22 protein-coding genes are annotated in these 18336 nt (G+C 45.2%); 11 read left to right on the top strand and 11 right to left on the bottom strand.

Going from position 1 to position 18336, the window contains the following annotated elements; translation table 11 throughout:
- The first annotated feature begins 2 nt into the window (after nucleotides 1–2).
- On the top strand, nucleotides 3–449 hold the full coding sequence (locus VIC_RS25960) for an immunity protein YezG family protein (RefSeq protein ID WP_039952758.1): 447 nt from the start codon (nucleotides 3–5) through the stop codon (nucleotides 447–449).
- A 362-nt stretch (nucleotides 450–811) separates the two neighbouring features.
- On the opposite strand, the gene VIC_RS25955 is transcribed toward VIC_RS25960, so the two are convergent.
- Complete coding sequence (locus VIC_RS25955; protein ID WP_006963409.1) at nucleotides 812–1678, bottom strand: YicC/YloC family endoribonuclease; 867 nt, start codon at nucleotides 1676–1678, stop codon at nucleotides 812–814.
- A 177-nt stretch (nucleotides 1679–1855) separates the two neighbouring features.
- Between VIC_RS25955 and rph the strand changes: the two genes are divergently transcribed.
- The gene (gene rph / locus VIC_RS25950) at nucleotides 1856–2572 is read left to right on the top strand and encodes a ribonuclease PH (RefSeq protein ID WP_006963408.1); all 717 of its coding nucleotides are present in this window, start codon (nucleotides 1856–1858) and stop codon (nucleotides 2570–2572) included.
- Between the two features lie 122 nt (nucleotides 2573–2694).
- Nucleotides 2695–3336: an orotate phosphoribosyltransferase gene (gene pyrE, locus VIC_RS25945; protein WP_006963407.1), complete on the top strand. Its 642-nt coding sequence runs from the start codon at nucleotides 2695–2697 to the stop codon at nucleotides 3334–3336.
- A gap of 131 nt (nucleotides 3337–3467) precedes the next feature.
- On the opposite strand, the gene lpxM is transcribed toward pyrE, so the two are convergent.
- The 4 genes from lpxM to coaBC all read right to left on the bottom strand — a co-directional run bounded on the left by lpxM (nucleotide 3468) and on the right by coaBC (nucleotide 7314).
- Nucleotides 3468–4433, bottom strand: a complete 966-nt coding sequence (lpxM, locus tag VIC_RS25940) for a lauroyl-Kdo(2)-lipid IV(A) myristoyltransferase (RefSeq protein ID WP_006963406.1) — start codon at nucleotides 4431–4433, stop codon at nucleotides 3468–3470.
- 17 nt (nucleotides 4434–4450) lie between these two features.
- Nucleotides 4451–5401 (bottom strand): Kdo(2)-lipid IV(A) acyltransferase, encoded by a 951-nt coding sequence (locus tag VIC_RS25935; protein WP_006963405.1) that lies wholly within the window; start codon nucleotides 5399–5401, stop codon nucleotides 4451–4453.
- A 5-nt stretch (nucleotides 5402–5406) separates the two neighbouring features.
- Nucleotides 5407–5997: a nucleoid occlusion factor SlmA gene (gene slmA / locus VIC_RS25930; protein ID WP_006963404.1), complete on the bottom strand. Its 591-nt coding sequence runs from the start codon at nucleotides 5995–5997 to the stop codon at nucleotides 5407–5409.
- 111 nt (nucleotides 5998–6108) lie between these two features.
- On the bottom strand, nucleotides 6109–7314 hold the full coding sequence (coaBC, locus tag VIC_RS25925) for a bifunctional phosphopantothenoylcysteine decarboxylase/phosphopantothenate--cysteine ligase CoaBC (protein ID WP_006963403.1): 1206 nt from the start codon (nucleotides 7312–7314) through the stop codon (nucleotides 6109–6111).
- Between the two features lie 230 nt (nucleotides 7315–7544).
- On the opposite strand from coaBC, the gene radC reads away from it, so the two are divergent.
- From radC to mutM, 5 genes are all read left to right on the top strand, one after another.
- Complete coding sequence (gene radC, locus VIC_RS25920) at nucleotides 7545–8219, top strand: RadC family protein (protein WP_039952754.1); 675 nt, start codon at nucleotides 7545–7547, stop codon at nucleotides 8217–8219.
- A gap of 276 nt (nucleotides 8220–8495) precedes the next feature.
- Nucleotides 8496–8732, top strand: coding sequence for a 50S ribosomal protein L28 (rpmB, locus tag VIC_RS25915; RefSeq protein ID WP_004410867.1), 237 nt, complete (start codon nucleotides 8496–8498; stop codon nucleotides 8730–8732).
- Between the two features lie 13 nt (nucleotides 8733–8745).
- Nucleotides 8746–8916, top strand: coding sequence for a 50S ribosomal protein L33 (gene rpmG / locus VIC_RS25910; protein ID WP_004410866.1), 171 nt, complete (start codon nucleotides 8746–8748; stop codon nucleotides 8914–8916).
- 180 nt (nucleotides 8917–9096) lie between these two features.
- Entirely contained in the window at nucleotides 9097–9582 is a 486-nt protein-coding gene (locus tag VIC_RS25905; RefSeq protein ID WP_039952752.1) for a hypothetical protein, read from the top strand.
- 30 nt (nucleotides 9583–9612) lie between these two features.
- Nucleotides 9613–10419 carry a bifunctional DNA-formamidopyrimidine glycosylase/DNA-(apurinic or apyrimidinic site) lyase gene (gene mutM, locus VIC_RS25900; RefSeq protein WP_006963400.1) on the top strand — a complete coding sequence of 269 codons (807 nt, stop codon included), beginning with the start codon at nucleotides 9613–9615 and terminating at the stop codon, nucleotides 10417–10419.
- Between the two features lie 48 nt (nucleotides 10420–10467).
- On the opposite strand, the gene coaD is transcribed toward mutM, so the two are convergent.
- On the bottom strand, nucleotides 10468–10962 hold the full coding sequence (coaD, locus tag VIC_RS25895) for a pantetheine-phosphate adenylyltransferase (protein ID WP_006963399.1): 495 nt from the start codon (nucleotides 10960–10962) through the stop codon (nucleotides 10468–10470).
- Nucleotides 10963–11073: 111 nt separating this feature from the next.
- On the opposite strand from coaD, the gene VIC_RS25890 reads away from it, so the two are divergent.
- A complete protein-coding gene (locus VIC_RS25890; protein WP_006963398.1) occupies nucleotides 11074–12108 on the top strand; it encodes a glycosyltransferase family 9 protein in 1035 nt (344 codons plus the stop codon).
- A gap of 5 nt (nucleotides 12109–12113) precedes the next feature.
- Here the strand turns inward: VIC_RS25890 and VIC_RS25885 are convergent, their stop codons facing one another.
- Nucleotides 12114–12899, bottom strand: a complete 786-nt coding sequence (locus VIC_RS25885; protein WP_006963397.1) for a glycosyltransferase family 2 protein — start codon at nucleotides 12897–12899, stop codon at nucleotides 12114–12116.
- A gap of 27 nt (nucleotides 12900–12926) precedes the next feature.
- Nucleotides 12927–13982, bottom strand: coding sequence for a glycosyltransferase family 9 protein (locus tag VIC_RS25880; RefSeq protein WP_006963396.1), 1056 nt, complete (start codon nucleotides 13980–13982; stop codon nucleotides 12927–12929).
- A 94-nt stretch (nucleotides 13983–14076) separates the two neighbouring features.
- Between VIC_RS25880 and VIC_RS25875 the strand changes: the two genes are divergently transcribed.
- On the top strand, nucleotides 14077–14766 hold the full coding sequence (locus VIC_RS25875; protein WP_006963395.1) for a 3-deoxy-D-manno-octulosonic acid kinase: 690 nt from the start codon (nucleotides 14077–14079) through the stop codon (nucleotides 14764–14766).
- Between the two features lie 53 nt (nucleotides 14767–14819).
- Nucleotides 14820–15569, top strand: coding sequence for a glycosyltransferase family 25 protein (locus VIC_RS25870; protein WP_006963394.1), 750 nt, complete (start codon nucleotides 14820–14822; stop codon nucleotides 15567–15569).
- A gap of 15 nt (nucleotides 15570–15584) precedes the next feature.
- Here the strand turns inward: VIC_RS25870 and VIC_RS25865 are convergent, their stop codons facing one another.
- From VIC_RS25865 to VIC_RS25855, 3 genes are read right to left on the bottom strand one after another with little or no spacing between them, the layout of a single operon-like run.
- Nucleotides 15585–16265 (bottom strand): acyltransferase, encoded by a 681-nt coding sequence (locus VIC_RS25865; RefSeq protein ID WP_006963393.1) that lies wholly within the window; start codon nucleotides 16263–16265, stop codon nucleotides 15585–15587.
- Entirely contained in the window at nucleotides 16262–17536 is a 1275-nt protein-coding gene (waaA, locus tag VIC_RS25860; RefSeq protein WP_006963392.1) for a lipid IV(A) 3-deoxy-D-manno-octulosonic acid transferase, read from the bottom strand. Before waaA ends, VIC_RS25865 begins: the two co-directional genes overlap by 4 nt.
- Complete coding sequence (locus tag VIC_RS25855; protein ID WP_006963391.1) at nucleotides 17533–18312, bottom strand: glycosyltransferase family 32 protein; 780 nt, start codon at nucleotides 18310–18312, stop codon at nucleotides 17533–17535. Before VIC_RS25855 ends, waaA begins: the two co-directional genes overlap by 4 nt.
- Nucleotides 18313–18336 lie beyond the last annotated feature (24 nt).

The following is an 18336-nucleotide window of genomic DNA, read 5'->3' as shown; positions in this document are numbered from 1 at the left end:
CAGTGAGTGAGATTGAAGTACAAGACCCACAACGAATTTATCAGGAAATAGGAAGTCTAATTTGGTCGATTTTTCCAGAAGATGCGTTAGAAGCGTACTTCCAATGCCAACTTTTCGACACATTTACAGAGTATGCGTACTCATGGTTAGATGATAATGGTAATGAAGCATGGCATGAATTTGGTTGCAATCCACGTGATGTAATACGATTGATCTCCAAACAATTAGAGCTCCTTCAACAACACCCCATATTTGCTCAAGAACGTTGGACTCACTGTAAAGTTACTGTTACAAATGAAGGCAAGTTGCATATAGATTTTGCTTATATTGAAAAAGATAACACTTGGAGTGGTTTGTATATGAGAAGTATCAGTTCTTTAACGAAGGAAGAAGCCGATACGTATAGCGTCCCCGGTGATATCTGGAAAGAGCATCAAGCTCGGTCTTAATCAGATAATATGTGACTTTGTAAGCTTTGTGCTAACGCCACTCATCCGAGTGGCGTCCCTCTTCCCTTAACCACCCAATCCACCCACAGAAGCCTTTCTCGTGACCAGAAGCAAAAAAACTCCAACGGTATCAGCCACGGGAATGTATTGTTAAACTATACGGTACTAGGGCTACGATGTAGCCTGATACATTGTGGTAATTGGAGTTGTTTTCAGTAGAAAAGTGAGATAGGGCAGCTATTACCTAATAGATATTCAATTCAGCAGTTTCTCTTACTTTGTTTTTAGTGCTGAAGCAAAGATATTTATAAGGCCCGCATAGTATTGAGGGCCCTTAAGCATAGTAACTAATCGTTTAGCTATTACTCAATATTCTGGATCTGCTCTCGCATCTGCTCAATCAGAACTTTCAGTTCCACGCCAGATGCGGTGATGTCAGTGCTGATAGACTTAGAGGCGAGCGTGTTCGATTCACGGTTGAACTCTTGCATCATAAAGTCGAGACGACGGCCACATGCGCCGCCTTTTTTCAGGATATTAGTCGCTTCTTTAACGTGAGAGTCCAAGCGGTCCAGCTCTTCTGCTACGTCTGACTTTTGCGCTAATAAGATCAGTTCTTGTTCAACTCGTGAAGGGTCGAGTTCAACCTTAGCTTCTTCAAATTTGGCAAACAGGCGCTCACGTTGCCAATCGAGAATTTCCGGCATGCGTGCACGAACTTTGACCACTTCGTCAGTAATGGCTGATAAACGCTGTTCAATCAGCGCCTTCATGTTTTCGCCTTCACGGCCACGGGCTTCGATGAATTCGCTTACTGCTTGGTCAAAAGCCGCCAACAAATCTTTGTTTACCGCATCCATGTCCTGCTCAGAAGTTTCCATCACGCCCGGCCAGTTCATGATCTGGAATGGGTTAAGACGGCTTTCATCACCAGTCATCTTCATCACTTGGCTAGCGGCGTTGATCACTTGCTGTGCCAAACCTTCGTTAATGCTCAGCTCGCCTTTTGCTGCTGGGTTAGCTTCAAAGCGCAACGCACATTCCACTTTACCGCGTGCTAGGCGCTTGCGAAAACGCTCACGAAGAACGGGCTCTAAACCTCGGAACTGTTCCGGCAGGCGGAAGTAGGTTTCTAGGTAACGTTGGTTCACACTGCGGATTTCCCAAACAGCGGTACCCCAATCGCCTTTCACTTCTTTACGTGCGTAGGCGGTCATACTGTAGATCATCGAATTTTCCTATTTCATCATCTTCGAAAATAACGCGTTGCAATAGTAGCAGAATGCACGAGATTTGGAATGTAACGCAGATGGGATGCTTTCCCGATATCCCGCTTTCTGCTAGAATCCTGCTCCAACCAAATTCGTCTCCCCCTCTCGTTAGGTAGATAACTAAGGTAGATGCCCATGCGTCCAAATGACCGTCAGGCGGATCAAATTCGCCCAATCAAAATCACTCGTAATTACACGGCTTACGCTGAAGGCTCAGTTTTAGTGGAATTCGGCAATACAAAAGTATTGTGTAATGCGACCGTTGAAGAGAACGTGCCACGTTGGCTAAAAGGTCAGGGCAAGGGCTGGGTGACGGCTGAATACGGCATGTTGCCACGTTCAACGCATTCACGTATGCGTCGTGAAGCGGCAAGTGGTAAACAGGGCGGTCGTACCATGGAAATCCAACGCCTGATTGCACGTAGCCTTCGTGCCGTGGTCGACCTAGAAGCGATGGGTGAGATTATGGTGACTGTAGACTGTGACGTAATTCAGGCTGATGGCGGTACACGTACTGCATCGATTTCAGGCGCAAGCGTGGCAATGGCCGATGCGTTCCAACACCTAATTGAGAACGGTAAGCTGAAGAAAAACCCGATGAAAGGCCATGTCGCTGCCGTTTCAGTCGGTATCCTGGGTGAAGACGTATTGTGTGACCTAGAGTATGTCGAAGACTCTGCCGCTGACACGGATATGAACGTGGTTATGACGGAAGACGGCCGCATGATCGAAGTTCAAGGTACCGCAGAGGGCGAACCGTTCACCCATGCTGAGCTGATGAAGTTATTGGAGTCGGCGACCAAAGGGATCACCGAGATTGTAGCGGCGCAGAAGGCGGCGTTAGAAAATTAATTTTTGTTAAATAGCTTCCCCTAAAAAGGAAGCTATTTTTTTATCAAGGCTTGGCTCAGGCGAAGTTTTGACCTGTTTATAAACCGTCTAGAAAACTAGACCTTTTATTTAGAGAGAAAGTGATGAAAGCATACCAGCGTGAATTTATTGAGTTTGCACTAGAGAAAGAAGTACTGAAGTTTGGTGAGTTTACTTTAAAGTCAGGTCGTAAGAGCCCGTACTTCTTTAACGCTGGTCTTTTCAACACGGGCCGAGATTTGGCGCGTTTAGGTCGATTCTATGCCGCTGCGCTGGCAGATTCTGGCATCGAGTTTGATGTTTTGTTTGGCCCAGCATACAAAGGGATTCCAATTGCGACGACCACAGCCGTTGCATTAGCGGATCATCACGAGATTGACACGCCTTATTGCTTTAACCGCAAAGAGGCGAAAGACCACGGCGAAGGCGGCAATCTGGTCGGCAGTGCGCTGGAAGGCCGCATCATGCTGGTTGATGATGTAATTACCGCGGGTACAGCAATCCGTGAGTCGATGGAAATTATTAAGGCAAACGGTGCAGACTTGGCTGGTGTATTGGTGGCGATTGACCGTCAGGAAAAAGGCAAAGGTGAGCTGTCTGCGATTCAAGAAGTCGAGCGTGACTTTGGCTGCGCAGTGATCTCCATTGTTAGCTTGGGTGACTTAGTGACTTATCTTGAAGAGAAAGGGAATGCAACCGAGCACCTTGAAGCGGTAAAAGCTTATCGTGCTGAATACGGCATCTAACAGAGCGCTATGGAAGAGGTTTAGCCATAGCCAGTAGTAAGTGACTGAACCTCGATCTGCAAATATTAAAAAGGGTTGATGCACATGCATCAACCCTTTTTGTTTCTTGCCTCTCGCGAGCTTGTATTGCTCTAGTGAGAGTTATCGTAGATTTCGCTTCCGTCTCGCTGCGTTTTTAATAACGACAGATTCCACATGTATTGTTCAGGATGCGGTCTGACCAAATCTTCGATCGCTTGGTTCATTGCTCGCGCATCGGCTTCTTCATCGCCTGTCGGGAAGTTTTCCAAGGCTGGCAGAATATGTACTTCGTACTTACCTGATTTGTCGTTGTAAGCAGGTAAAACTGGAATCACCTTGGCTTTCGATAGGCGTGCCATTTTACCAAAGCCTTTTAGAGTCGCTTTCTCCGTACCAAAGAATGGGACAAATACCGAGTTGGCGGCGCCGAAGTCTTCGTCTGGTAACCAGTAGCCAAGATAACCGTCTTTAATTGAGCGTACGAAAGGTTTTACCCCCGCTTCACGGGCGAAGATACGACCGCCATATTGCATGCGCTGTACTTGCATTAGCCAATCGCCGATTGGGTTGCGCTGCGGCTTCATGATGGTGGTGACTTTGTAGCCCTTTGCAGCCAGCATCACTGCTGGGTAATCAACTGCCCAAGCGTGAGGCGCTAAGATGATCACTTTCTCCCCCGCATCGAGCAGCGGCAAGATGTTCTCTTCGCCAATCATGACACCTCGTTCTTGGTTGTGCTTGGTAGAGCGTACCAGAAACTCAGAATAGCCAAACAGGTACTGAGCTGCCTTAACAAAAGTCTCTTCCAGAATATCCTGACGCTCTTGGTCTGACTTTTCAGGAAAACAGTACTTTAGGTTCACTCGTGCACGACGGACAACACGACCATTTTTGCGTACCACAAATACAGACAGTTTTCGCGCCAAGCTATCGCGCCAGCGGTATGGAATAAAGGCCAACAAGGCGGCAAATAAAATGCCCAGCCACGTCCCCCAGTGTTTAGGGTGTAAAAATGCCCACTCAAAGGTTGGGTTATGCAAATGTTTATCGATGCTATTTTTATCGTTGTTGCTCATTGAAAGCAGCACCTATGTTATTGATATCTTGAGTTAGTAAGAGAGTGGTCTGGCAGCGATTTGAATCGCTTGTGTAGCCACATCCACTGTTCCGGAGCGCGCATGATAATCTCTTCGACGAATTTATTCATGTAGGCTGCGGCCGCCGTTTCATCTTTTTGCGGAAAATCTTGGTCGATAGACTTATCGGCCATGATTTCGTATTTGCCGTTTTGGTTACGGAATCCAGAACCTGGCACGATGGCACTCTTACTAGTGTAAGCAAGGATGCTGGTTCCTGTTGTTGTACAAGCTTCTTCGACAGCAAAGAAAGGCACGAACACAGATTTATTATGGCCGTAGTCCTGATCTGGTAGGTAGAACAGGCGATGGCCTTGGCGCAAAACGCGCACCATCTGTTTAAGATCACGACGATAGATGAGTTGGTTGCCGTTACGTGTGCGTCCTCTATATTGGATGAACTCGTAAGCTGGGTTTGTGTGGGGGCGGTAAGCGCCGTATCCAGGTAAACCCAGTACACCAAATGCACGAGCGGTAATTTCTAAGTTCAGCGCATGCACACAACAGAGCAGCACACCCTTACCTTCATCGTTGAGCCGCTGTAGCTCTTTGATATCTTTCGCAATCAAAATACGCTTGAAACGCCAAGTCGGCCAAAACCAAGTAATGCCCGTTTCGATCAAAGCCATACCGGTGTTTTTGAAGTTCTCTACGACCATGTGGTCGACCTCTTTGGCTTCCATCTCAGGAAAAGCCAGCTCAAGGTTACGCTTGGCGATTTTGACTCGGGATTTACCTAACTTCATACCCAACGCACCGATACCTCGGCCGATTTTAAGCAGTAATGCATAAGGCAGAAGGTTGACGGTCAGGGCCAGTAAACCAAACCCAAACCATACGCCCCAATATTTAGGGTGGAGTAGGGCTGGAGTAAACTTAGGCTTTTCGACGGTATTTTTTTTGCTCATAGTGATTACTTAATCTGTGCACTCAACAGTGACCAGTATTCTTCAAAGTTGGCGGTCGGTTGATATTTAAAGTCTGAGCGTACGAAACGGTTCAAGCTGCCTTCTACTTGCCCAAGAAGCTGAGCGGCCAGAATGGTTTCGTCCACAGGGAAGGACTTACCTTCTCTGAGCTTACGTTCACGCAGAATTTGACGAATAGACGTTTCAATGCGTTCAAACAGTTGATTGATGCGCTCTCTCAGTCGCTCATTCTCAAACATTAGTGCGTGTCCAGAAAGGATACGCGTAAGCCCAGGGTTACGTTCAGCAAAGGCCAGAATCAGTTGCAACACCAGACGAATGCGGGTCAGGGTATCTTTTTCTTCATCCAGTATACGGTTGATGCGCGACATCAAGGATTCTTCAATGAACTCGATCAAGCCTTCAAACATGCGAGCTTTGCTCGGGAAATGTCGATATAGCGCCGCTTCTGATACGCCGACGCGTTTCGCTAGCTTGGCGGTGGTGATGCGAGAACCACCATCGTTAGATTCGAGCATTTGTGCGAGTGCTTGTAAGATTTCTTCCCGGCGGTTGCTTTTTCTTGTTCCGGCCATGAACGTGTTCCTTTTGTTACCACTGTTGATGCCCATAGACACAGGCATTCGCCCAACTTAGCAGGCTAAGATGGGCGGAATAGACGAATTTCTGATTGTTAGAATAGCGACTTAATTGTCTAACTTTGCGGCGATAATTGTAAGTATCTGCTTCGCAATTTGTTGTTTTGATGCAAGGGTAAGTGATTGCTCACCATCTTTCCAGTATAGGTTAATCGCATTGTCGTTGCTGTTGAAGCCTTGTCCTTCTACTGAGACATCGTTGGCACAAATCATATCGAGATTTTTCTTGGTCAGCTTAGTTCGAGCGTAATGTTCTACATCCTGAGTTTCTGCGGCAAAACCAACGGTAAATGGGCGCTGTTGAGTCATACCGGCCACTGAAGCGACAATATCAGGGTTTTTGACCATAGTGATGGTCATTTGTTCGCTGTCATCCGTCTTCTTAATTTTCTGATCTGAAACCGCTTGTGGGCGATAATCCGCCACGGCTGCGCAGCTGATGAAAACATCATGCTCACAAGCCTTGTCCATTACGGCGTTATACATATCTTCTGCGCTCGCCACATCAATGCGCTGCGAACCAGCTGGTGTTTTAAGATTCACCGGGCCTGCGACTAACGTGACCGTTGCACCGAGCTGAGCCGCTGCTTCCGCTAATGAGAAGCCCATTTTCCCTGAGCTGTGGTTAGTGATGTAACGTACTGGGTCGATGGCTTCACGGGTTGGCCCAGCAGAAATTAATACTGATTTACCTTTGAGAGGTTTGTCGCCCCAGAACTGTTCGCACAATCCCACCAGTTGCATTGGTTCTAACATTCGGCCAGGGCCGACATCGCCACAGGCTTGTTCACCGGCTGCTGGTCCCCAGATGTGCATGCCACGTCGCTCTAGCGTCGCAATGTTCTCTTGTGTTGCTTGATTGAGATACATCTGTTGGTTCATGGCCGGAGAGACTGCGATTGGAGCATCGGTCGCAAGTACCAGTGTGGTGAGTAAATCATTGCCCATGCCCGCTGCCATGCGTGCAATTAGATCAGCGGTGGCTGGTGCAAGTAAGACCAAATCCGCCCATTTAGCCAGCTCAATATGGCCCATAGAGGCTTCTGCCGCCGGATCCAATAAGCTATCGGAGACTGGACGTCCGGAGACCGCCTGCATTGTCAGTGGTGTAATGAATTCTTTTGCGGCTTTAGTCATAACAATCTGAACTTCAGCGCCACGTTCAATCAGACGACGCGTCAGGTCGGCACATTTATAAGCGGCAATACCACCACCGATACCAAGTAGGATCTTTTTGCCCGCGAGTGTTTGCATGATGATCATCCTTAAAAAATACTGCGAGTAGATTACCACGCAGCCAATTGAGACTCTAGAAATGGAAAGTGTTGTTGCAGATTCCGTGCGCTTTTGCCTTTCTCGTTATTGCTTCTTTATATACCTATCATTTACAGAAAATCTTTCACTGCGACGAAGATAATTCTTTTGCTCGCCAGTGAGTGAATAAGAAAGTTTAAGCTAATACCACCCTATTTATTGTCTTAAGGATAAGTGTTTACATGTTGCCTAGAGAGTCGATGCCAAGAGAAAAACTGCTCAGCCGAGGTCCACAATCGCTCACCGATGCGGAGCTGTTAGCGATTTTTCTTCGCACTGGTACGCAGGGCATGAATGTACTCCAGTTATCAGACAAACTGCTTAAGGATCTCGGTTCGCTACGCAGCTTATTTGCGGCGAGCAAAGAGGAGTTCTGTCAGCACAAAGGGCTGGGAGAAGCCAAATATGTCCAGCTGCAAGCCGTGCTTGAGATGACACAGCGCTACCTAAGCGAAACCTTACAACGTGGCGAAGCGTTAACCAGCCCTCAGCAGACCAAGCTTTATCTTTCTAGCATGTTGCGCGATCGCCAGCGGGAAGCTTTCTATATATTGTTTCTTGATAATCAACATCGGGTAATCAAGGATGAAGTGATGTTTGAAGGAACCATAGACGCCGCATCTATATATCCCCGAGAGGTTGTGAAGCGGGCATTGGAGCATAATGCAGCGGCTTTGATTCTTGCTCATAATCATCCATCAGGGGTGGCGGAACCGAGTCAGGCTGATCGCAGAATCACCCAGCGTATCAGTGATGCGCTGGCTTTGGTCGACATTCGAATTCTCGATCATTTTGTGGTTGGAGATGGCGATGTAATTTCCTTCGCTGAGCGTGGATGGATTTAAATCACATTATTTGTTGTGAGTTGCGCGAATTCTGCTACAATCCCCCGACATTTTTTGAACTATTATCAGCTCTGCCTAAAAAAGATCACGAAAACCTTGAAAAAGGATCTGTTCGGGTCTTGAGCAATGCTAGTCAAGTTAGTATAATGCGCGACCTTTGATAGCCTTGTATGGGTTTCCATAGCGGTATAAGACCTCAAACTTCTATATTTAGAAACTGAGAGGTTCGGCCACCAAGGTTGATATCGAGCTGAAACGATTTTGGAGAAGACATTCATGTCACGAGTATGCCAAGTAACTGGTAAGCGTCCAGTAACGGGTAACAACCGTTCACACGCACGCAATGCTACTAAGCGTCGTTTTCTGCCGAACCTACAAACTCATCGTTTCTGGGTAGAGAGCGAAAAACGTTTTGTTAAACTACGTCTATCTGCTAAAGGTATGCGTATCATCGATAAGAAGGGCATCGATGCTGTTCTTGTTGACATTCGCGCAAACGGCGAAAACGTTTAAGAGGAAATAGGCAATGGCAAAGAAAGGCGTACGTGAGAAAATCCGTCTAGTATCTTCTGCAGGTACTGGTCACTTCTACACTACTGACAAGAACAAACGTAACATGCCAGGCAAATTTGAGATCAAAAAGTTTGATCCAGTTGTTCGCCAGCACGTTATGTACAAAGAAGCTAAAATCAAGTAATTGATTTCTTCTTTGAAGCTTCTAAACAGAAGTCTGAATTAGAAACCCAGCGTTCTCGCTGGGTTTTTTATTACCTGAAATTCCCAAAAGGCTTCACAGTCTAGCCTACCTCCGCTCATTTCCCTCTTTCCTGTTTTCTGCTACCTTTTCTTATAGTTACCTACAGGGAAATCAAAGTTCATGCGTGTTTCTACTTCACGGCGGCGTCGCTGGAACAACATCATGATATTGGGCATCATCGCTTTCATCGCGATCCTCAATTTGCCGACTATCATCAAAACCTATTTGATTGATGACGAACCGGTCGCTGAAGTTAGTCCTTATCCTTATTTGCTCAATCCGTCGGCGGAGTTGAAAGCACTGCATTTTTCTGACTGGTCACTGGAGCACTTGAACGGTGAGTGGAGTTTGACTAAGCAAAGTAGCCTTTCACCACAGGAGCTAGTTGAACGCTGGTCGGGCTTAGTTGGGACCGAAGTTGATCAGGACACTTTTGATGGATTGAAGCCTCAATTGACCTCACCACAGACGATTGAAGTTTGGTATCGCGATCAAGAAGAGCCTCAAAGGATCACCTTCTATCAAACCCCACAATTCTGGTTGTTGAAAAACTGGCAGGATCAATGGATAGCCGTTTCAGTTGATCCAGAATATCTGCTACCTTAAACGCCCTGAGTTATTAATTGCCATACCACTATGCCTGAATTACCTGAAGTTGAAGTCAGCCGTATGGGGATCACTCCTCATTTAGCTGGACAAACCGTTGCCAAGCTGACTTTTCGCACCCCCAAGCTGCGCTGGGATATCCCACATGAGCTAAAGAAGATGGAAGGTCAGGTGATCCGCAGTATTTCTCGCCGTGCTAAATACTTGCTGATTGAAACCGATGTAGGTAGCGCGATTGTGCATTTGGGTATGTCGGGGTCTTTACGTGTACTGGATGCAGACATGGAGCCGGGAAAACACGATCATGTCGACTTAAAGCTGACCAATGGCAAGGTACTACGTTATAACGATCCCAGACGTTTTGGGGCTTGGTTGTGGACCGAAGATGGTGAACATGATGCCTTGGGCCATATGGGGCCAGAGCCGCTAACGGAAGACTTTGATGCGCAATACATCGCGGATAAGGCAAAGAATAAGCGTGTCGCGGTGAAGCAGTTCATTATGGATAACAAAGCCGTAGTTGGGGTAGGAAATATCTACGCTAATGAGTCATTGTTTAGTGCACGTATCCATCCGACACGATCAGCAGGCACGCTAACGGCGAAAGAGTGGCAACGTTTGGTTAAAGAGATTAAACAGGTGCTCGATACGGCCATTAAGCAGGGCGGAACAACATTAAAAGATTTTGCTCAGGCGGATGGTAAACCGGGCTATTTTGCTCAAGAGCTGCAAATTTATGGCAAAGCTGGTGAAGCCTGTCCTAGCTGTGGCGAAGCGATTGAAGAGCAGAAAATTGGTCAGCGCAATACGTTTTTTTGTCGCCATTGTCAGAAATAGTTAAATATAGAGCTGAGGTTTCATGTCAGCTCTATATCTCTATTAAAATTAGACTTTCGCTTTGTTTTTCAATGCCTCAGCTACCGCTTTAGGCACAAAGTTGGTGACATCCCCTCCATGAATAGCCACTTCACGGACTATGGTCGAGGAGATAAATGCGTGCTCTTCCGCGGGTGTGAGGAAAACGCTTTCTAATCCGGGCATCAGTCTACGATACATATTGGTTAAACCAAATTCGTACTCAAAGTCTACGGTGGTACGTAAACCACGGATAAGAACGTTCGCATTTTCTTGCTTCGCAAAGTCGACCATCAAACCCGAAAATCCCTTCGAGCTTACATTGTCCAAATGCTGAGTCACCTGCTGTGCAAAAGTTACGCGCTCTTCTAGCGTAAACATGGTGTTCTTACTTGGGCTGGCAGCAACAGCAATGATCACTTCATCAAACATATCTGCCGCACGTTCGATTAAATCTAAATGGCCATTGGTAATCGGATCAAAGGTTCCTGGATAGATCACTCGGGAAAGGCGTTTTTTGCTCACAGTCAGTTACTCAAATGATTCTTTTATATCGCTTAATGGTAACAAAAAGGCTCACATTTACCCAACTTAGCCGTTATCATTGGGAGCAAAGATTGAGAGTTAGGAAAAGTAATGAAAAAGATACTGGTGGTTCGTAACGACAAAATAGGCGACTTTATGCTGGCTTGGCCCAGTTTCGCGATGCTGAAAGCTTCGATGCCGGATTGTCAGATTACAGCGCTGGTACCTAATTACACGGTAGCGCTGGCAGAGCTGTGTCCTTGGATTGATAAAGTGCTGGTTGATCCAACGAAGAAGGGTTCTAAGCACGCGCAATCGACTTTGATTGAGCAAATAAAAGCGGAGCGCTTTGATGCATCCATCAACCTTTTCTCTACGACATATAACGCGAAATTGGTCTGGAAAGCGAAAATCCCTTACCGTCTTGCTCCAGCGACAAAGCTAGCACAGATCTTTTATAACAAGCGTATCAAGCAAAAGCGTTCACAATCAGCAAAGCCAGAATACGAATACAACCTAGACTTAGTGCGTGCGTTTTTAACGGATATTGGTCAAGCGGTGGCTGAGCCTAGCGCACCTTATCTCTCTTTCTCAGTTGACGATATACAGCAACAAAAGCACAAGCTCTCACAACAATTGAATTTGAACGTAGAGAAGCAATGGGTGTTCGTTCATACCGGTAGCGGTGGTTCAGCCAATAACTTATCTCTACAGCAATACACTCAGTTAATCTGCGATATGCCGGAGCCGTTTGAAATTATACTGACGGCTGGGCCGGGAGAAGAGCAGAAAGCGGCTGAGTTACATAACCTACTGAAAGAAAAGGGCAGAGCCTCGGTGGTGTACGACAAGAACGATGGCTTGGTCGATTTCTCTTGTTCTATTGCTTGTGCCGACTTGTTTATTGCAGGTTCTACTGGGCCCTTGCATATCGCGGCGGCGATAGATGTACCGACCGTTGGCTTTTTTCCAAGTAAGCGTTCAGCGACACCGCTGCGCTGGAAACCAATTAACTCGGCAGGCAACCATATCGCTTTTTGCCCACCAGAGGCAGAAGATAAAGCCAGTCAGGAAAATATGGCCAGAATTGATATAGATGTGGTCTCGAGAGAGTTACAACCATGGATAAGCCGTAAGCTGAATTAACAAGATTAGAATTTATCTGGCATCTTGTCCGTTTCACTGCGAACCCACAGATCCGCATATTTCACAAAAGTAGAATGTGCTGAAAGCAGAGAGAGCAAGAAGCCTTGCTTGCCATCAAGAAAGCCGGCTTTAACAACATACATTTTCAAGAAGCAGCCTAATGCGTGCAAAATGCCTTGTGAGATGCTGCTTTTCTTACCTTTTTTCTCGCGCTGTTCAGCCCAGGCTTTGGCATAGCCCGCCGACTTCACTAAGTAGTGATTCATGTCGTTATAGGTAAAGTGAATCAAATCTCCATTCAAGTTTTCGACTTTCATGGTTTTCGTCACTTCGACTTTTTCATGGACCAGAGCGTCATTGTATTGCGTTAACGTGGTTGGGTATAAGCGCAATACACGATCGGGATACCAGCCACAATGACGGATATAGCGTCCAAATACCCAGCTTAGACGCGCCGTTTGATAAATGGTATCAGCCTTGTTTTCACTCACTGAATCTAAAATGCTTTGCTTGAGCTCAGGAGTAACACGCTCATCGGCATCTAACCAAAGGACGTAATCCGACTCAACGTAGGACTGAGCCAAGCGGCGCTGAGGGCCAAAGCCAGGCCATTCAGGATTGACGTAAAACTTGTCCGTAAAACGGCGTGCAATCTGTTCGGTATTGTCTGTACTCCCAGAGTCCAGTACCACAATCTCGTCTACCCAGTCGTGAACGGTTTCTAAACAAGCTTTCAGGTGCTGCGCTTCGTTCTTAACGATAAGTGCGACGGCAATGGTTGGTTTACTCACTGTGGTACCTCTGAAGTCTCTCGGAGTTTATTGTAAATGGAGTTCTGTGGTTACTTTATCAAACATGGCGATGACTTGCTGAGGTTGAATGCGCTCCATGGCGTTTTTGTCTTTGACACGGGCACGCCAGCTAAGCTGAGCTGCAGATTTCCCCGTCTCAGCTTGAATTGCGTCTTCATAAGCAGACACCACATACTGGCGATATTGATAAGGCCCAGTGCGTTCAGGGTTGTGGTGGGCATACAAACCAATAACCGGTGTATTGACTGCATTGGCCATATGAGCAGGGCCAGTGTCGGGGGCGATCACCAAATCAGCTTGGTCTAACAGTGCCAGCATTTGCTTCAGCGAACTTTGGCCGACTTGATTGTTGATTGTGCATGTCAGCTTGTTTTCAATCTTCGTCGCTAGGTCTAATTCTACTTGTGCTGGGCTACCGGCTAAGGTGACCTGCCAGCCTTGGTCTACGGCGTGCTGGATAAGTTCTGCGTAGCCTTCGGCTGTCCAGTTCTTGTAGGCTTTACTTGCCGCAGGTACGACAACCAAGTTGCGTTTGTCGGTAGATAATTGCTGTTGTGCCCAATGTTCATCTTCATCTGAATATTCAAGCGTCCAGACAGGGCTCATATCTTCAATACCAAGTGTGTGGCCAAAGGCGAGTAGCCCATCTAAGACGTGCATGGAATCAGGTGAAGGCACTTTGACGTTGGTAAACAGAGTTTGGAAGTCCTGACTGCGGATAGAATCAAAACCGAGCTTGTATTTCGCCTTAATCCCTAGAGTGGCAATGCTGGCTCTGAATGCGTACTGCATGTGCAGCAGTGCATCAAACTTGTGTCCTTTTAGCGTTGCCCAGAGTTTTTTATAGCCCTGCCAGCCTTCCTTCTTGTCAAACACAATCACACGAATGCCGGGTATGTCTTCAATCAGTTTGGCTTCAAGCTTACCTGTGATCCAGACAATGTCGGTTTGTGGCCACTGATGTTGAATGGCTTGAACTGCCGCAACGGTATTACACACATCGCCAATCGCAGATAAACGCAGAATGCACAAAGACTCAGGGGCAGAAGAAAAAAGGCTCATAAACAATTCTTTTAGCTAGCAATGGTGAAGATTATGCAGAGGCGCTCAATAAATGTAAAATGGCCACTGAAATTTAATCAGAGATAGCCTCCGCATGAAAACCGTGCAATTGGATAACCAAACCATCTGGTATGACGAAACCTTGCTAAAGGAAGACCCTAAACGGGTGTTTGACGCCGGATTTTGGCAAAATGCCGGTAAAGTCATCGGCAGTGCCCAAGGGCGTGGAACCACTTGGTTTGTGCAAACGGAAACTATTGAAGCGGCACTCAGGCATTATCGTCGCGGTGGCTTGTTTGGAAAACTAGTGGAAGATAGCTATCTCTTTTCAAGTTGGGAAAAAACTCGCAGCTATCAGGAATTTCAGTTGCTAAACACTTTGATTGAAGCTGGCGTCAATGTACCTAGACCAATCGCTGCCCGCACGGTAAAAAGTGGTGTAACCTACAAAGCGGATCTATTGAGCGAAAAAATCCCCAATGCACGGGACTTGGTTTCTATCCTGATGGAAAAACCACTTCCTGCCGAAATGTATCAGAAGATTGGTCAAGAAATCCGCAAGATGCATGATGCACAGGTTAATCATACCGACCTTAACATTCACAATATCCTGATAGATGAGCAAGACAAAGTGTGGATAATCGACTTTGATAAATGCTATCAGCAATCAGGAAATGGCTGGAAACTGAGCAACTTGGATAGATTGAAAAGGTCGTTTGAAAAGGAAGTAGGTAAGGGTGGGATTCATTGGAAACTAGATGATTTTCAGCATCTAAAACAGTAATCTCGTATAGAGATATTCGCAAATTTATACCTTTAAACCGCGTCAGTGTATATATGAAAATATTTGTTATTAACCTACCAAGGTCAGTAGATCGTCGAATTTCTATGGAAGCTCAGCTAAAGAAGCTTGGGGTTGCCAATTATGAGTTTTTTGAAGCTATCGATGGCAGTCAGATGCCTAGTTATCTAGCTGACAAAGTTGATGATGAACATCGGAAGAAATTTAGAAGCAGGCCTTTATCATATGGAGAGCGCGGTATATATGCTAGCAATTATCTATTATGGGAAAAGTGCGTTCAGCAAAATGAACCTTTTTTGATCATGGAAGACGACGTGGTCCTCGAAGATTGTTTTGTTTCAATATGTAATCGTGTTGAAAAGCTACACAGCAAAGGGTTCGAATATTTTAGATTAGGGATAAGTGATACTAGCGAAGTTCCTCAAGTTATAGATGTTAATGAAAACATAGTTCATTGGTGTGATAACCAAAGTGGCTCTACACGATGCTACAGTATTTCACCTAGAGGTGCTGCCAAGTTACTGAAACGAAGTGAAAAATGGATTTGTGCAGTAGATAACTATATAGGCGAAGCTTATAGAACAAAGATTCCCTGCCTAGGGATTATGCCTTATGCGTCTTCAAAAGCTGAATACGAATCTACAATTCAGCTAGGTGAGAAAAGTAAAGTATCTCTAATCAATAAACTGAACCGAGAGTTGTATAGGTTTTACAGGTTTCTACGTATGAGCGTTTGGAACCGTATTTTATTCGCCAAAGCATTACCTAATAAAGGGCAGAGCTAAGTTTTTAACGCGACTTTAATGATGAAAGCACTTCCCAGAAAGTGAAGAAATAGCTTTGGCTGGGTTTCCCCCGATAACATTATTACTGTTAAACTGTGAAGTTACTGTCGAGGTACTTGCGACAACGGAATTTGTTGCAACGTGCGTCCCTTTGAGGATAGTGGATCTAGCGCCAACCCATACTTTATCTTCAATGGTTATAGGTTGATCTGGGTTAGTTTGTTGATTTTCTAAATCTGTAATTTTGTGTAGATCTGAATCCATAAAAAGAGTTTGCCAAGAGATTAGACAGTTATCACCAAAAGAGATCATATGATTACAAATGATAGTTGCTTCGCCAGTGAAATTGCTGCCTGAGCCAATTGCTAACGTGCCATTGATATGGAGTTTGGAGCCTGTACCTACCTTAATGTGATGGCCAAACTTTATATGTCCATTCTTGCCAATATTCCATATAAAACGAGAGTATTTGTTGTCAGCAATTTGTACTCGACCAAATCCTAGTTTGATCTTGCCTAGCTTCGCTGATTCAGGGATAGATATCCTGCCACCTAGAGCAACAAACTTGGTACGATGATTGACTAAAATTGGAAGTTTTATCGCTTGGTGAAATGGTAGGTAATAGAAATTAAAGAATAGAGTTTTGGGTATACATCTCACATAGTGGTACAGCTTGGATAACTTCTTCAAACTCATCTTGCTTCTCCGAAAATGTGTTGGATAGTGTTTTTGAGCGCGCCTCGGTTTCGCTCCACCACACTTAATGCGGCCTGGCCTTGTTCGTCCCTAAGATCTGTGGAGTGAAAAAGCTCAATAATTTTTTCTGCGAGCTCAGATTCAGAGTTGATGATCTGACAACTATTCGATGCAACTAGTTGCTTTGTGATATCAGAAAAATTGAAATAACTAGGCCCAGTCAGAGTTGGCTTTGCCAATGCCGCGGGCTCTAAGAGGTTGTGTCCGCCCACTTTATTTCCAAGTAAGCTTCCGCCCATGAAGCAGACATCGCTAGCGCCAATGAGTGTTAACATTTCACCCATGGTGTCACCTAAGTAGACTTGTGTACTGGCTGATACGGTTGAATTACCTGTCCGACGGACAGTAGTAAAGAGTTCACTGCATTTCACCATGACATCATTAAATCTCTCAGGATGCCTAGGAACCAGTATGAGGAGAGCATTAGGTACTTGTTTTAAAACCTGTGAATGAGCAGCGAGTATTTTTTCATCTTCTCCTTGATGAGTGCTGGCTGCAACCCAAATAGGGCGAGAGCTATCCAATTCACTCCTGAGCTGATTTCCCTTGATTGACTGCTCGGATGAAATGGATATATCGAATTTTATCGAGCCGGAGACAAAGATTTTATTTTGAGGTATCCCGAGATTTTCAAATCTTCTGGCATCATCTTTATGCTGACATATAACTTTACTTAAAGAAGGTGAAAGTAGATCAAATAACGGTTTGACTTTTGAGTAGCCACGGAAAGACTTGTCTGATAAACGTGCGTTGACTACCGTGATTGGAATGTGCTTTTCGGATACGGTAATTAATGTATTAGGCCAAAGTTCAGTTTCGACAATGATTAACTGTTTCGGTCTCACGACTTTTAAAAATGCTTTCACCGCAAAAGTAAAATCCAGAGGCATATATCTGTGTTCTGCATATTCCTTTAAATTATCTGCCTGCTTAGCGCCTGTTGGAGTTGTGGTAGTGACAAGGATTTTAGCATTTGGCTGGGCTTGATGTATCTTCTTAATCAACGGTGATGCAGCAATAACTTCTCCCACTGAAACAGCGTGAATCCATATGACAGGTTTCTTCTCAGGGTTGTTCAGGCTAGGTGTGAAACCGAAATGTTCTTTCCAGCGAGAGCCTACGGAAGGTTTACCAAGCTTATGTTTATATAAGCTTGGTAAAAGGAAAGGAAGTGCAATGACTAGTAAAAGTGTATATAGAAGTCGTATCACTTGAGGAGATCTTCCGGTTTTTTATGTGTCCATTTGCTACGAGGCTTATCTAGGTATTGGAAATATTCATTAGTAAATGTGCCTTGTATGCAAACGTATTTTCTTTCTTTGTATACGACTGACTTGTTATCCAGTACACCAGTTATAACCATTGGACCCGTAAGAAAATAAACACCTTGTTCTATGCTTCGGCTTTCTATATTTTCGACAATCTTATTGATCGCAAGTTCGTAATCTGGATTGTTAGGAGCTGAAGCGAGAAAGAAATTGGTATAGTGCTGATTCTTTTTTAACTTCACATACATCGCATTTTCATCGGTAGGTAAGATGCGTTTAAGTGGCCACACTAGTGTCGCATCAATATCCATGTAGATGCCACCGTGAGTGTGAATTGTGATGAGTCGCCACAAATCTGCTTGCGCAGCACCATCATTCAATTGCATGTAGGCGTTATACACTCGCTCAGAAGCATTTGCTTTAATGAACTCGGCTCGTTCTTCTGTACTCACATAGCGGTATTCATAATCTAAGGACATCAGGCGATTGAACAAATAGTTAAGATAAACAGGCAGAGTGCTTTGTGCAGAAAAGTTAGTTTGCCAAATTATCTTAGGTATCTTGGTTTGTTCGTTAGAGTTGACCTTTGGGCTGGAGAGCGATGGGATCGTAAAGCGCTTATTTGGAAACAAGGCATGAAAAGGATACGACAACATTTTAAAAATGTTGCCGATGAGCCTAATTAGTCTATTGGAAACTAAAATTGATAGATTTTTCATTGCTGCTTATAAAATTCCGAAATG

The sequence above is a fragment of the Vibrio coralliilyticus ATCC BAA-450 genome (assembly GCF_000176135.1).
Lineage (GTDB): Bacteria > Pseudomonadota > Gammaproteobacteria > Enterobacterales > Vibrionaceae > Vibrio > Vibrio coralliilyticus.
The sequence above is the reverse complement of the archived record's forward strand: the minus strand, read 5'-3'. Positions and strand labels throughout refer to the sequence as shown.

Excerpts from the sequence above, each read along its gene's own strand:
- VIC_RS25955 (WP_006963409.1), bottom strand. The coding sequence starts at position 1,678 with ATGATCTACAGTATGACCGCCTACGCACGTAAAGAAGTGAAAGGCGAT.
- rph (WP_006963408.1), top strand. The coding sequence starts at position 1,856 with ATGCGTCCAAATGACCGTCAGGCGGATCAAATTCGCCCAATCAAAATC.
- pyrE (WP_006963407.1), top strand. The coding sequence starts at position 2,695 with ATGAAAGCATACCAGCGTGAATTTATTGAGTTTGCACTAGAGAAAGAA.
- lpxM (WP_006963406.1), bottom strand. The coding sequence starts at position 4,433 with ATGAGCAACAACGATAAAAATAGCATCGATAAACATTTGCATAACCCA.
- VIC_RS25935 (WP_006963405.1), bottom strand. The coding sequence starts at position 5,401 with ATGAGCAAAAAAAATACCGTCGAAAAGCCTAAGTTTACTCCAGCCCTA.
- slmA (WP_006963404.1), bottom strand. The coding sequence starts at position 5,997 with ATGGCCGGAACAAGAAAAAGCAACCGCCGGGAAGAAATCTTACAAGCA.
- coaBC (WP_006963403.1), bottom strand. The coding sequence starts at position 7,314 with ATGCAAACACTCGCGGGCAAAAAGATCCTACTTGGTATCGGTGGTGGT.
- rpmB (WP_004410867.1), top strand. The coding sequence starts at position 8,496 with ATGTCACGAGTATGCCAAGTAACTGGTAAGCGTCCAGTAACGGGTAAC.
- rpmG (WP_004410866.1), top strand. The coding sequence starts at position 8,746 with ATGGCAAAGAAAGGCGTACGTGAGAAAATCCGTCTAGTATCTTCTGCA.
- VIC_RS25905 (WP_039952752.1), top strand. The coding sequence starts at position 9,097 with ATGCGTGTTTCTACTTCACGGCGGCGTCGCTGGAACAACATCATGATA.
- mutM (WP_006963400.1), top strand. The coding sequence starts at position 9,613 with ATGCCTGAATTACCTGAAGTTGAAGTCAGCCGTATGGGGATCACTCCT.
- VIC_RS25890 (WP_006963398.1), top strand. The coding sequence starts at position 11,074 with ATGAAAAAGATACTGGTGGTTCGTAACGACAAAATAGGCGACTTTATG.
- VIC_RS25880 (WP_006963396.1), bottom strand. The coding sequence starts at position 13,982 with ATGAGCCTTTTTTCTTCTGCCCCTGAGTCTTTGTGCATTCTGCGTTTA.
- VIC_RS25875 (WP_006963395.1), top strand. The coding sequence starts at position 14,077 with ATGAAAACCGTGCAATTGGATAACCAAACCATCTGGTATGACGAAACC.
- VIC_RS25870 (WP_006963394.1), top strand. The coding sequence starts at position 14,820 with ATGAAAATATTTGTTATTAACCTACCAAGGTCAGTAGATCGTCGAATT.
- VIC_RS25865 (WP_006963393.1), bottom strand. The coding sequence starts at position 16,265 with ATGAGTTTGAAGAAGTTATCCAAGCTGTACCACTATGTGAGATGTATA.
- VIC_RS25855 (WP_006963391.1), bottom strand. The coding sequence starts at position 18,312 with ATGAAAAATCTATCAATTTTAGTTTCCAATAGACTAATTAGGCTCATC.